Raw genomic sequence first — 11,970 nt, 5'->3', positions numbered from 1 at the left:
TAAAATGTTTGACAAAGTAAAAAAAAACGGAACTGAGCAATTAGGTAAAACAAACAGAATTGTAGAAGGCACATCCATTATTGGCGATATTGTTTCTAAAGCCGATTTTAGGTTAGATGGAGAGTTAATAGGAAACTTTACATCACAAGGAAAATTAGTGATTGGTGCAAGTGGTGTTATTAAAGGAGAAATTATTTGTAACAATGCCGATATTGAAGGAGAATTTCACGGAAAAATAAAAGTACTTGAAATTCTTAATATTAAGGCAACAGCAAGAATTCATGGAGAAGTTGCTGTTGGAAAATTATCTATTGAGCCAGGAGCCGAATTTACAGCTACTTGTACGATGTTAAAAAACAACGAAGTAACAAATAAAGATGGAAAAGGAGCCCAACAAAAACAGGCGGAATAAATGGTTGCCGCTAATAAATATTCCCGTTCAAATGGGAATTATTATTTTTTTGTTTTCCTATTTTGGTACTTGGTTAGATGAAAATCATCCAAGTCCTAAAGTTTATTATAATACAATTTTTGTAATGCTTGGTGTTGGACTTGCCTTATATAATGTTATTCGGCAAGTAAACGACATTAATAAAACAAAGTAAATTACGTTTAAAAGCGCTTTAAATAAATGTTGCATCTTTGCATAAAAATTATTTCAAATGCTTTTAAAAATTTACAAACCTATTTTACAATTGTTCTTTTTAGCTTTAGCAGCATATATTTTGCATAAAGCAGCTTTTTTACTTTTAAAAGTTAACCCCCAAAACTTTTATTATAGTATAGAATTTTTGTATTTAATTTTTTTCGGAATTTCCGCATTGTTATACCTTATATTATTAATAGTAAAAAAGAATAATTTTGAAATTGTTGGAATGGTTTTCCTGTTCGGGACCTTTACGCAAATGTTATTAGGATATTTAATTTTGAGACCTGTTTTAGAAAACAAATCGGAAGAGGTCATGATTGAGAAAATCAATTTTTTTGTAACATTTATTTTATTTTTGTTATTTGAGACGCTTTTAACTGTCCGATTATTAAATGAAAAGCGTTAAAATAACGATTCTGTAAAACAAGGTTTAAAAATAATTTTTCATATCCTTTTGAATATTAATAAAAAATGTACCTTTGCACCAAATTTCAGAAACGTAAAAATAAGATTTTTAACAGATATGGTGATTTCAAACAGACCGCTTAAATTTATTCTTGCAGCTTTAGTAGCTTGTCTTCCAGTATCGGGTTTTGCAAACTCAGAGAATGACTCAACGCATGTACAAAGTGAGGTAACTCATGAGGAGAAAGTTATTTCACATGATAATCATGCAGAAGCAGAACATGTAGCACAGGATCCAAAAGCAAAAGTTGATGCTTTTATTGATCACCACTTACAAGACTCTCATGATTTTGTTTTCTTTTCAGATGATAAAGAAAATAAACATTATGGTTTCCCATTACCGGTTATTCTTATTGATGGAGGTTTGAAAATTTTCTCATCTTCAAAATTACACCATGGAGAAGAAGTTGCAGAAGTTGATGGAAACTTCTATAAACTGGTTCATGGTAAAATATACAAAACAGATGCTGCCGGAACAATTACTTTTAATGAGCACGGACATCCTGAAAATGAAAAACCGTTAGATTTTTCTATTACAAAAAATGTTGTTTCAATGCTTTTTGTTGCAGTACTATTATTCTTCATGTTTACCGGTTTAGCTAAGTCATATAAAAAAGGACCAATCCCAACTGGATTTGGTAGAGTTTTAGAACCGCTAATTATTTTTATCAGAGACGAAATCGCTGTTCCAAATATTGGTGAAAAAAAATACAGAAAATATATGGGTTACTTATTAACCGTATTTTTCTTTGTGTGGGTGTTAAACTTATTAGGTATGACTCCACTAGGAATTAACGTTACAGGAAATATTGCAATTACAGTTTGTTTGGCAATGTTTACTTTCATCATTACACAATTTAGTGCAAACAAAGATTATTGGGGACACATCTTCTGGATGCCGGGAGTTCCTGTACCAATGAAAATTATCCTTGCACCAATCGAGGTGTTAGGAACATTAACAAAACCATTTGCTTTATTAATTCGTTTGTATGCAAATATTACTGCAGGTCACGTAGTAATTATGAGTTTAATTGCGATGATTTTTGTTGGAAAAAATTTAGCTGCTGATTTGCCAATTTCTTTAGGATTAACATTATTTATTTCTGTTATCGAAGTTTTAGTTGCATTTTTACAGGCATTCATTTTCACTATGTTATCATCACTATTTATAGGTATGGCTGTTCAGGATCATGATCATGCACATCACCATGAAGATGAAACAGCAATCATTTAATTTTTTTAGAAGTTTAATTTTATATATATAAATACTTATGGGAACAATTCCAACTTTAGTAGGTGCAGGTTTAGTAGTAATCGGTGCAGGTTTAGGTTTAGGTAAAATCGGTGGATCTGCTATGGACGCGATTGCTCGTCAGCCAGAAGCTGCTGGTAAAATTCAAACTGCGATGATTATTATCGCGGCTTTATTAGAAGGTTTAGCATTTGCTGCTTTAATCTTAGGAAAATAATAAAGAAGAAAATAGCAACATCTTTAACGGTTGGTTAAAGGTGTTGTTACCTTTTAAAAAAAGAAATTAAATATTTTAATATAGTATAAAATGGATAAGTTAATTAACGATTTTTCATTCGGTTTATTCTTTTGGCAAGCTTTAATCTTGTTGGTTTTAATTTTACTTTTAGTAAAATTTGCCTGGAAACCTATCATGCAATCTATTACAGATAGAGAAGAAGGTATTAAAGATGCATTACTTTCTGCTGAAAATGCAAAGAGAGATATGGAAAACTTGCAAGCTGATAATCAAAGAATCTTGAATGAAGCTCGTGCTGAACGTGACGCGATGTTGAAAGAAGCTCGTGAAATGAAAGAGAAAATGATAGCTGATTCTAAAAACGAAGCACAAGAGCAAGGTCAAAAAATGATCGAGCAGGCAAAAGCTGCTATCGAAAACGAAAAAAATGCTGCAATGGCAGAATTGAAATTACAAGTTTCAACACTATCATTAAGCATTGCAGAAAAATTGTTGAAAGATGAATTATCTAACAAAGAATCTCAAACTAAATTAGTAGAGAAAATGTTAGGTGACGTAAAGTTAAACTAAGATTATGGCAAGTACAAGAGCAGCAATTCGTTATGCAAAAGCAATTCTAGACTTAGCAAACTCTAAAGGTGTTGCCGAAGCTGTCAATAACGACATGAAGTCAATTGCATCAGCAATTGAAACAAATGAAGAATTGAGTACCTTTATTCAAAACCCAACTACTAAGGTTGAAGTAAAAGAAAGTGCTCTTTTAGAAGTTTTTGCAAATGTAAATGGAGTTACTAAAGGTTTATTTCATTTATTATTTGAAAACAAAAGATTCGAAATTTTAGAAGCAATTGCTTTAGAATATAAAAAATTATTTGATGAAAACAATGGTGTTGAAGTAGCAACAGTTACAACAGCAATTCCAATGGATACAGCATTAGAGGCTAAAGTTTTGGCTAAAATTGCAACATTATCAGATAAGAAAATTACAATTGAAAATGTAGTAGATCCGGCAATTATTGGAGGATTTATTTTAAGAATAGGTGATAATCAATATAATGCTTCTGTGGCAAACAGATTGCAAGTATTAAAAAGAGAGTTAAGTAATTAGTTTTATTACACATAAAAGTGTCTAAATTATAAATTAAGATGGCGGAAATCAAACCTGCTGAAATTTCAGCAATATTAAGAAAGCAAGTAGAAGGTTTTGAATCTGGTGCTACGCTAGAAGAGGTAGGAACAGTACTTCAAGTTGGAGACGGTATTGCTCGTATTTACGGGCTATCGAATGTACAATATGGTGAGTTGGTTGAATTTGACAACGGACTTGAAGCTATTGTATTGAACCTTGAAGAAGACAATGTTGGTGTGGTACTTTTAGGACCATCAACAGGAATCAAAGAAGGATCAACAGCAAAAAGAACACAACGTATCGCTTCTCTTAAAGTAGGTGAGCAAATGGTAGGACGTGTAGTAAACACTCTTGGTTTTCCAATTGATGGAAAAGGACCAATTGGTGGAGACTTATATGAAATGCCTTTGGAAAGAAAAGCTCCTGGAGTTATCTTCCGTCAGCCGGTAACTGAGCCATTACAAACAGGAGTAAAAGCAGTTGATGCTATGATCCCGGTTGGTCGTGGACAACGTGAGCTTGTTATTGGTGACCGTCAAACAGGTAAATCAACTGTTTGTATCGATACAATCTTAAATCAAAAAGAATTTTACGATGCAGGAAAACCTGTATTTTGTATATATGTTGCAATTGGGCAAAAAGCTTCAACTGTAGCAGGAATTGCTAAAATGTTAGAAGAAAAAGGTGCAATGGCTTATACTGTTATTGTTGCTGCAAATGCTTCTGACCCGGCTCCAATGCAAGTTTATGCTCCTTTCGCAGGTGCTGCAATTGGAGAATACTTTAGAGATTCAGGTCGTCCGGCACTTATTGTGTATGATGATTTATCTAAACAAGCTGTTGCTTACCGTGAGGTTTCTCTTTTATTAAGAAGACCACCGGGACGTGAGGCATATCCTGGAGACGTTTTCTACTTACACTCTCGTTTATTAGAGCGTGCTTGTAAAGTAATTGCTGATGACGGAATTGCTAAAAACATGAACGATTTACCAGATTCTATTAAGTCTATCGTAAAAGGTGGTGGTTCATTAACTGCATTGCCGATTATTGAAACTCAGGCTGGTGACGTTTCTGCATATATCCCAACAAACGTAATTTCGATTACAGATGGTCAGATTTTCCTTGATGGAGATTTGTTCAACTCTGGGGTTCGTCCTGCAATTAACGTAGGTATTTCTGTATCTCGTGTTGGAGGTAATGCTCAGATTAAATCAATGAAAAAAGTTTCTGGAACTTTAAAATTAGACCAGGCTCAATTCCGTGAATTAGAAGCTTTCGCTAAATTTGGTTCTGACTTGGATTCTGTTACTTTAAACGTAATTGAAAAAGGAAAAAGAAACGTTGAAATCTTGAAACAAGGTTTGAACGATCCTTATCCTGTTGAAAACCAAGTTGCAATTATTTATGCTGGATCTAAAAACTTATTAAGAAACGTTCCTGTAAATAAAGTAAAAGAATTTGAAGCTGATTTTATTGCTTACTTAAACAGTAAGCATAAAGATACGCTTAACGCGTTGAAAGCTGGTAAATTAGATGACAACATTACTGATGTTATCGAAAAAGCAGCAAAAGAAATTTCAGCAAAATATAACTAATAAGATAATTGTCAATTAGATAATTAGAATCTTTCAAAGTTTTCTAATTATCTAATTTTCAAATTGTCACATTCTTTAATCGACAAATGGCAAATTTAAAGGAAATCCGTAATAGAATTACTTCCGTTTCATCGACGATGCAAATTACATCGGCAATGAAAATGGTTTCTGCTGCAAAGCTTAAGAAAGCACAAGATGCAATCACTGCAATGCGCCCTTATGCCGAGAAATTAACGGAGCTGTTGCAAAATCTTTCTGCTACACTTGATGGTGAAGTAGGTGGTGATTACACAACTCAACGTGAGGTAAAAAAAGTATTGCTTGTTGCTATAACTTCAAACAGAGGTTTATGTGGAGCATTCAATTCAAACGTAATTAAAGAGATTAAAAACCGTACTGAATTTTACGCTGGTAAACAAGTTGACGTTTTTGCTATTGGTAAAAAAGGAAATGACGTTTTAAGTAAAACACATAAAGTTCACGGTCATCATAATGCAATTTTTGATCATTTAACTTTTGAAAACGTTGCCGGGATTGCTGATAATCTTACTGAAAAATTCTTATCTGGAGAATACGACAGAATTGAATTAATCTACAATCAGTTTAAAAATGCTGCAACTCAAATTGTTCAGACAGAGCAGTTTTTACCGTTAGCTCCAATTAAATCTGATACTGCAGTTTCAACAGGAGATTATATTTTTGAACCTTCAAAAGAAGAAATTGTATTGACTTTGATTCCTAAATCATTGAAAACACAACTGTATAAAGGTATACGTGATTCATTTGCTTCAGAACACGGAGCACGTATGACAGCTATGCATAAAGCAACTGACAACGCTACTGAATTGAGAAACCAATTGAAATTGACTTACAATAAAGCACGTCAGGCAGCTATTACTAATGAAATCTTAGAGATTGTTGGTGGAGCAGAGGCTTTGAACGGATAATTTATTCAAGACATACAAAAAAAAGAGCCGACAAATAATTGTCGGCTCTTTTTTTGTATAATATTTTCAACTAATTTTTGCTTTTAATTTACCTAAATAAAGTAATTCTATTTTTGCGACCCTATTTTTTCAGGGATTGCAATTAGAATTATTTACTTGTCCCTGTATTTTACTATTGTATATTTTTCTTCTTTTTTTAAACCGTAGCTATTAGGATGTTTAGAGCTGTTTCTTATCTGCTTATTTATCACACTCTTTTTTTGTAGTATAAATTGTTAAACATTTATTTTATTTGAAAGAAAAACTTTATAATTTGATTTAAAAGTATATTTTTGCCTTTCATATAATAATGTCATTTTTTAGTTGTAAGAATGACATGAACTAGTAATCAAAAGACAATGGCAAAAGAAAATTTTAACTGGAAGAGTCTTTTCGTAAACGATAATGATAGCCATAGTACTTCATCAGTCATTCGTAAAGAAGAACCGGTTTCATTAAATCCGGAAAATAAATTCCCTCAACAAATTGAACAGACATATGCGACAGACTCCTCAGCAAATCCATTTTTAAAAGAAATTTTTAAAGTTTATGACAAAGGATTTGAATCATTAAATGAGCCCGGCTTTGATTTTTTTGAATTATATAAATCGGTATTAGTAGTTGGTGTTACAAATCCGCAGAGTTATCAAATGGCTTTTACAATGGGTAAATCTATAAACTCAGATTTAACCAAAGATTTTCTGCTGCAAAAAGCAAATTTCTATATCGCAGAAATTGAGAAAGTGTATGAAAAGTATAATGTAGTTGGGAAAGCAAAAAAGCAAGAGCTTGATAATAATATTACAAAAGACAAATACAACCTTTCTAAAAGTATAACCGATTTAGAATCGAATATCGTGCAGCTTCAAAAAGAATTAGAGGCAAAAAAAGCAGAACTTCAAAAGATGGATCCGGCTAATAGAAAAGAACTTACAGAAATTCAATTGAAAATTGAAGCTAATGATTTAGCAAAAGAAAAAATTATGTCATCAATAAATACTGTAATAACAGGTATAAATCAATACTTATAAAAATATGGATAAGTACGAACAAGAAAAAAGTACACTTTTATCATTACCAATATTAAAACATTTTGATGAGTCAAAGGGAGAAATTGCCTTAAAAACGGGTGCGCTTAAAAGTAGTGAAAAATCATTATTTCTGGCATTAGCGCTTGGTTTACTTGGTGTTGGAGGTTATCTGATGTGGACGTATATAATTCCGCCATTGTTTACAATGCTTGGTCAGGCTATTGCATTATCAGCCACAGGTGTTTTTTTGGTTTTTTTAGTTATGATGGCTCCCGTAATTATGAAAGCACTTCGTTTTGCTACAAAAAATATTCACAAAGCATTAATTCAAAGTGATCCTTTTAATGAGTTAGAAGAACAAAAGCAAAAGATGATTAAAAACCGCGAAGTTTTTAAAAACACAAAGGCGAAGTTAAAAGGGCTAAAAAACGAAATGGAGATTGAAGCCAATAAATCTGAAAAAGAAGCCAAATCTTTTCAGGATGATGTATTGAGTTTACAACGTCAGTCAGAAAGGCTAAAATCGGCTATGGATGAAATGGTTAAGATTAACGGTGTAGCTGCAAAAGATACAGATGAGTATGTTGCATTACAGAGTGAATTAGCAAAAAAATTGAGTGATTCACAGAGAATTTCAACTCAATACGAGCAAAGTAAAAGTTTTATTCAAAAATATGGCGTTCGTGCAAATGTCCTTGGTAAAATGGACAGAAAACTGACTTTGGCCGGGACAGCCATCGATATTAAAATTGCTGATTTTGATGCTACCGTTAAAATGTTACAAAAGGAGTACGAATTTGCCAGAAATGCTAAAGAAGCAACAGAGAGTGCAAAAAGCGCGATGATGTTTACTAAAGATTGGGAATTAGAGTACGCTTTAGAAGTAGTGACTTCTACAATTGCTCAGGATATTGCTAAAACATCTGAAAACTTAATTGACATTGACGCTCTGACATCTAAATATTCTGTTGATAATGATGAACTGTATTCAAGATTAGATTCACTTGCCGATCAAATTAAAACGGGAAATAATACAATACCGGATTCAACAAAATACTCAGGTTCTAATTATAAAATGACCAAAGAGGATAAATTATCAAGTGGCGGTTTTGGAGATATTTTTTAATAAAAGAATTTAATTTATATATATAATGGGAAAAATTTTAAGAACACAAAAGTTAACCACGTTTTCTGAATTATTGATTGTAGTGGCTGCAATTGGTGCTATTTTGGGTGGAGTTTATTATTTATCTCCGGGTATCAAAACGGCAGTTTCAAAGCAATTGAGGGGAATTGATCTTAACCAAATGGATGTTAATAATGTAAGTAATGCTGAAAAAATAGCACTTCCGTCTACAGATGTTTCGTCAGAAGTTACAGGAAAACCATTAGTTAGAATTGCAGCTTATGCCTGGAATGCTCAATCTGGAATTATCGTTTCTAATGGTGGTCCAAAAACAACCAAAGGTTCTTTGATGGAAAAAAACGGAGTTAATCTTGAAATAATTCGTCAGGACTGGCTTTCAGAGTTACGTAATATGCAAATGAAATTTATCGAAGAATTTGATAGAGGGCAAACATATCCATCTTCCAACAAAAGTGCTTTCGCTATTATGATGATGGGTGATGGAGCGCCTTTTTATATCAGTTCTATGCAAAAGTCATTAAACGAAAAATACGGAAAAGATAAATATCACGTACAAGTTATGGGGGTTGTTGGAATGAGTAATGGTGAAGATAAATTAATTGGTCCGCCAAATTGGAAATCAGATCCTAAATCCATGAAAGGTTCCGTAATTTCAGCAGTTCTTGGAGATGGTGACTGGGTTACAACAGTAAATTATTGCTTTGCCAACGGTTTGAAAGTTAACCCGGATCCGGCTACGTATGATGCAGACGCGGTGAATATTTACCCATCTGAAAATGATGATTATATTAAATCAGCAGAAGAATTGATAAAATCGCAAACAACGGGCTGGACAGTAAGTCTTAAGGAAGTTGTAAATGGAAAACTAACCGGAAAAACAGTAAACAAAAAAATAGACGGTTGTGCTACATGGACTCCCGGTGATAAAACTGTTTTTGATAAACTTTCAGGATTTGTTGATATCGTTTCTACAAAAGAGTTTAACAATCAAATGCCAACAGTTGTTATTGGAGTAAAAGAATGGGCAGAAAAAAATCCTGAAATTGTTTCTAATATTTTGAAATCTTCATTGACAGCATCTAACCAGATGAAAAATTACGAAGACTGGAAAGTAAGAGCATCAAAGGCTGTTGCTGATACTTATCAGATGGAGACTCCTGAATATTGGTATAAAATGTTCAAAGGTCAGCAAGAAACAAAAAATGGACTGACTTATAATATGGGAGGTTCAAAAGTTTTTAATTATGCAGATGTAATGCAATATTTTGGTTTAACGGATGGAGTGAACAGATATAAATCAGTTTACAATCAGGTTTCCGGATATTTGACTGAACTGAATCCGTTTGGATTTAATGAAAATGTTGGAGCAGTAGTTCCTTACGATGAGGCAGTAAATCTATTTTTCTTAAAAAATATAAATGATATCGAATCAACTTCGGCAGATAAAGCAGATTACAGTAATCAGGCAACTCAGGTTATAGCTTCTGGAGAATGGAAGATTAATTTTAATACAGGAAGTGCCGAAATTTCGAACTCATCTAGTAAAGAAGTAGAGAAAATTTATAATCTTTTGATACAGGCCGAAAATACTAAAATTACTGTTGTAGGACACACTGATAATGTTGGAAATGCTGATTCTAATTTGGTTTTATCAAAAAGCAGGGCTCAGGCGGTTGTAAATTATTTGAAACAAAAAGGAATTCCTGAAAATCGTTTTCAAATGGTTGACGGAAAAGGGCAAAATGATCCAGTTGCAGACAATAATACTGCTTCCGGAAAAGCACTAAACAGACGTGTGGTGATTACATTTTTGAAATAATAATTTAAATATAGAAGGCTGTCTTATGATGGCCTTCTTCTATAAATATGATAAAATATCTTATTCCTTTTGAAAAAACATCAAAACTTAATAAAACTATTATTTTATTAGTTTGGTTATTGCTATTGATTGTTACCTGGTTTGTAACAACTTCTGGCGAAAAACACCTTTTCCCGTCTCCGGTTCAGGTTTTAACGGGGTTTACAGAATTGTATAAAGATGGGCTGGTAGTGCATATTTTTAATTCATTAAAATTATGTTTCCTTTCTATTTTTCTGGCAACATTAATTTCATTAGTATTTGCCTATTTATGGCCAATTCCGTTATTAAAGCCAGTTTCTGAATTCGTAACTAAATTTAGATTTCTACCCTTTACAGGTTTGTCTTTTTATATTACAATGGTGATTCACGATGCAAGAAATATGCAAGTCTGGATTTTAGTAATTTTTCTAACCACATTTCTAACCACCTCATTAATTGCAGTTGTTAAAGATATTCCTGAAGAAGAATTTGATCATGCTAAAATGTTAAAATGTACTCGATGGGAGGTACTTTGGCAAGTTATAATTTTGGGAAGATTAGATTATGTTATGGATGTAATCAGACAAAATCTTGCTATAACCTGGATGATGCTCGTTACTGTAGAATCAATCGTTGCCGCTTCTGGAGGATTAGGTTTCTTAATTAAGAATTCAGATAAGTTTATGAATACAGGACGAATCATTGCGCTGCAGATAATTATTTTATTAATAGGCTTAAGCTTAGACTCAGGTATAAATTTTTTAAGAAAAGCAATTTTTAGATATTCAAAAATATAATTATGAAACACGAATTTAAAGAAACATTATTATATGTTGAGAATCTTAGCGTTGCATACGATGACAATATTATTATTAAAGATATAAATATCGTCGAAAAAGATGTAGTGAGAGAGGATAATGATTGTACAGGTCAAGTTTTGGCTTTTGTTGGCCGATCAGGGAGAGGAAAATCTACTTTTTTTAAGGCACTTACCGGGCTGGTTTCTACAACTTCAGGAAAAATTTTAATTAAAGATTTCGAAAACCCGGAACCTAATACAGCTAAATCAGTAAGTGAGGGTGATATAGGTTTTGTAGATCAAAAATATACTTTGTTTAGACATAAAACGGTCAGCGAAGCCCTTAAGTTTTCTTTGAGAAAATCAACTCTGTCAAGTATTGAGAAGGAGAATAAAATACAAGTATATTTAAAAGAATGGGGACTGGAGAATTGTGCAGATAAATATCCAAATGAACTTTCTGGAGGACAAAGACAGAGAACAGCCATTATTGAACAATTATTTTCATCAGATCAATTTATTGTATTAGATGAACCATTTTCAGGTTTAGACGTTGGGAATATTGAAGAGGTAAAGAAAGCTTTTGAATTGCTAGGTAATTCATCTGAATTTAATACCGTAATTTTTTCTACACACGATATTGAACTTGCTCTTGAATTAGCTCAGGTAATATACGTTATTGGATATCCAACTATTGATGGTAAACAGCAACAATACGGAACTATTGTCGCCAAATATGATTTAAGAGAAATGGGATTGGCCTGGAAAGATTATTGTGAAGATCATCTAAAATTATCAAAAGAAATTATTCATCAAATGATGATTTCTTAAAGCATTAT

General features: G+C 32.6%; 14 protein-coding genes. All 14 read left to right on the top strand.

Features of this window, described 5'->3' with window-relative positions:
- The first annotated feature begins 4 nt into the window (after window positions 1-4).
- Window positions 5-412, top strand: coding sequence for a polymer-forming cytoskeletal protein (locus tag RT99_RS11440; RefSeq protein WP_042564875.1), 408 nt, complete (start codon window positions 5-7; stop codon window positions 410-412).
- On the top strand, window positions 378-605 hold the full coding sequence (locus tag RT99_RS11435; protein ID WP_042564874.1) for an AtpZ/AtpI family protein: 228 nt from the start codon (window positions 378-380) through the stop codon (window positions 603-605). Before RT99_RS11440 ends, RT99_RS11435 begins: the two co-directional genes overlap by 35 nt.
- Window positions 606-662: 57 nt before the next feature.
- Window positions 663-1,055 (top strand): hypothetical protein, encoded by a 393-nt coding sequence (locus RT99_RS11430; RefSeq protein ID WP_042564873.1) that lies wholly within the window; start codon window positions 663-665, stop codon window positions 1,053-1,055.
- A gap of 117 nt (window positions 1,056-1,172) precedes the next feature.
- On the top strand, window positions 1,173-2,348 hold the full coding sequence (gene atpB / locus RT99_RS11425; protein WP_042564956.1) for a F0F1 ATP synthase subunit A: 1,176 nt from the start codon (window positions 1,173-1,175) through the stop codon (window positions 2,346-2,348).
- A 37-nt stretch (window positions 2,349-2,385) separates the two neighbouring features.
- On the top strand, window positions 2,386-2,583 hold the full coding sequence (gene atpE, locus RT99_RS11420) for an ATP synthase F0 subunit C (RefSeq protein ID WP_008465835.1): 198 nt from the start codon (window positions 2,386-2,388) through the stop codon (window positions 2,581-2,583).
- A gap of 90 nt (window positions 2,584-2,673) precedes the next feature.
- Window positions 2,674-3,174, top strand: a complete 501-nt coding sequence (locus RT99_RS11415; RefSeq protein ID WP_042564872.1) for a F0F1 ATP synthase subunit B — start codon at window positions 2,674-2,676, stop codon at window positions 3,172-3,174.
- A gap of 4 nt (window positions 3,175-3,178) precedes the next feature.
- On the top strand, window positions 3,179-3,712 hold the full coding sequence (atpH, locus tag RT99_RS11410; RefSeq protein WP_042564871.1) for an ATP synthase F1 subunit delta: 534 nt from the start codon (window positions 3,179-3,181) through the stop codon (window positions 3,710-3,712).
- A gap of 38 nt (window positions 3,713-3,750) precedes the next feature.
- A complete protein-coding gene (gene atpA / locus RT99_RS11405) occupies window positions 3,751-5,328 on the top strand; it encodes a F0F1 ATP synthase subunit alpha (RefSeq protein ID WP_042564870.1) in 1,578 nt (525 codons plus the stop codon).
- Window positions 5,329-5,414: 86 nt separating this feature from the next.
- Entirely contained in the window at window positions 5,415-6,275 is an 861-nt protein-coding gene (gene atpG, locus RT99_RS11400; RefSeq protein ID WP_042564869.1) for an ATP synthase F1 subunit gamma, read from the top strand.
- 398 nt (window positions 6,276-6,673) lie between these two features.
- Complete coding sequence (locus tag RT99_RS11395; RefSeq protein ID WP_042564868.1) at window positions 6,674-7,345, top strand: hypothetical protein; 672 nt, start codon at window positions 6,674-6,676, stop codon at window positions 7,343-7,345.
- Between the two features lie 4 nt (window positions 7,346-7,349).
- Window positions 7,350-8,471 carry a hypothetical protein gene (locus tag RT99_RS11390; protein ID WP_042564867.1) on the top strand — a complete coding sequence of 374 codons (1,122 nt, stop codon included), beginning with the start codon at window positions 7,350-7,352 and terminating at the stop codon, window positions 8,469-8,471.
- A gap of 25 nt (window positions 8,472-8,496) precedes the next feature.
- Entirely contained in the window at window positions 8,497-10,311 is a 1,815-nt protein-coding gene (locus RT99_RS24690) for a phosphate ABC transporter substrate-binding/OmpA family protein (RefSeq protein ID WP_052483651.1), read from the top strand.
- A 47-nt stretch (window positions 10,312-10,358) separates the two neighbouring features.
- Entirely contained in the window at window positions 10,359-11,129 is a 771-nt protein-coding gene (locus RT99_RS11380; protein ID WP_042564866.1) for an ABC transporter permease, read from the top strand.
- A gap of 2 nt (window positions 11,130-11,131) precedes the next feature.
- Complete coding sequence (locus RT99_RS11375) at window positions 11,132-11,962, top strand: ATP-binding cassette domain-containing protein (RefSeq protein ID WP_052483650.1); 831 nt, start codon at window positions 11,132-11,134, stop codon at window positions 11,960-11,962.
- The last annotated feature ends 8 nt before the right edge of the window (window positions 11,963-11,970 follow it).

The sequence above is a fragment of the Flavobacterium sp. MEB061 genome (genome assembly GCF_000834715.1).
GTDB classification, from domain to species: domain Bacteria; phylum Bacteroidota; class Bacteroidia; order Flavobacteriales; family Flavobacteriaceae; genus Flavobacterium; species Flavobacterium pectinovorum.
The sequence above is the reverse complement of the archived record's forward strand: the minus strand, read 5'-3'. Positions and strand labels throughout refer to the sequence as shown.